The 1,530-nt window shown below is 71.5% G+C and carries 1 protein-coding gene; it reads left to right on the forward strand.

Annotated features, from left to right (window positions below; genetic code table 11):
• Positions 1 to 1,530 (forward strand): polyketide synthase dehydratase domain-containing protein (locus AC1DZ6_RS25015; protein ID WP_477099790.1); only part of this gene is annotated, 1,530 nt, incomplete at both ends.

Genomic DNA, 1,530 nt, shown 5'->3' on the forward strand with positions numbered 1-1,530 from the left:
GGACTGCGCCTTGGTCATCGAGATCGGCCCGCATCCGATCCTGACCGCCATGGCCAAGCCGGAGGCCGAGGCCGAAGCCGGGCCCCGCTGGTTGCCGTCGCTGCGCCGCAAGCGCGGCGACCTGGCCACCCTGCACGAGACCCTGGCCGGCCTCTATGTCGCCGGCGCCCCCATCGACTGGGCCGCCGTCCACCGCCACCAACCGCACCAGCCCCTGCACCTGCCGACCTATCCCTTCCAGCGCAAACCCTACTGGATGGCCCCGACCCAGGCTTCGAATTTGGAGGCCGCCCCCGGCGCCGGGCCGGCGGCCCTGGACCATCCCTTCCTGGGCGTCCGACTGTCGTCGCCGCTGGACCACGCGCAGTTCGAGACCCAGTTCAATCTGAGCCGGCTGCCGATGGTCGGCGACCATCGCATCTTCGGCCTGCCGTGGGTCAATTTCGCCACCTATCTGGAGCTTGCCTTCGCGGGCGCCCGCGAAGCCTACGGCTCGGCTCCCGCGGCGGTGAAGAACGTGACGCTGCCCCGCGCCATGATCCTGCGCGAAGCGGAGTCCAGGCGCGTTCAACTGGTCCTGGAGCGGACGCCTGAAGGCCGCCGGTTCCAGGTGTTCGCCCACACGCCGGTCAAGAACGTCGACGCCGCGTGGCTCGCCCATGCCGTGGGCGAACTGGTGATGCCGGAAGATGAGGCCATCGCCGCGCCGGCCCGGGTGCGTCTCGACGCCGTGCGGGCCCGGTGCGCGCAGGCCGTGGCGCCCGCGGCCTTCTATGCGGCGATGGAAGGCCACGGCGTCACCCTGGGGCCGGCCTGCCGCTGGCTCGAAGCGGTGTGGCGCGGCGAGGGCGAGGCGTTGGGCGAGATCCGCCTGCCGCGTGACCGGGAGCACGATCCTCAGGTCGTGCTGGATCTGGGCGCGATGGACGCGGCCTTCCAGGTGCTGGGCGCGCTGCTGCCGCCGGACGCGCCGCGGGATTTCGTGTTCTCGAGCCTCGAGCGGATCGACCATTTCGGCGCCGGGCCGCGCGGTCGGCTTTGGGTTCACGCCGTGCGCGCTTCCGGCGAGGTCGACCCCGACACCCTGGTCGGCGACCTGACGATCTTCGACGACGACGGCCGCGTGGTCGCCGCCGTTCGGCGCGCCCTTCTGCAGCGCGTCCAGCTCGACGTCCCAGCGGCCGGCGAGGCGTCGCCTGCGCAGGAGGCCTCGTCCAACGCCCTGGCCGAATTGCTGCTCGCGCCGGATCCCGAGGCGCATCTGCGCGACTTCCTGAAAGCCGGCTTGGCCGCCTGCCTGCGCATTTCAGAAGACGAGATCGAGATCGACGCCGAGCTGGCGCCGCAGATCGACTCCCTGATCGCGGCCGAGCTCAACGCCCATGTCGAGCGCAGCCTGGGCGTTCGCCTGCCGGTGGCGGCGCTGTTCGACGGCAGCAGCCTGCGCGACGTCGCGACGCGCCTGCTGGCCGAGGTCAGCCCGTCGGAAGATCTGCTGACCGAGATGCTGGACGCTCTGGAGCATCTGAC

The organism is Caulobacter sp. P1_B12_2 (genome assembly GCF_056406675.1).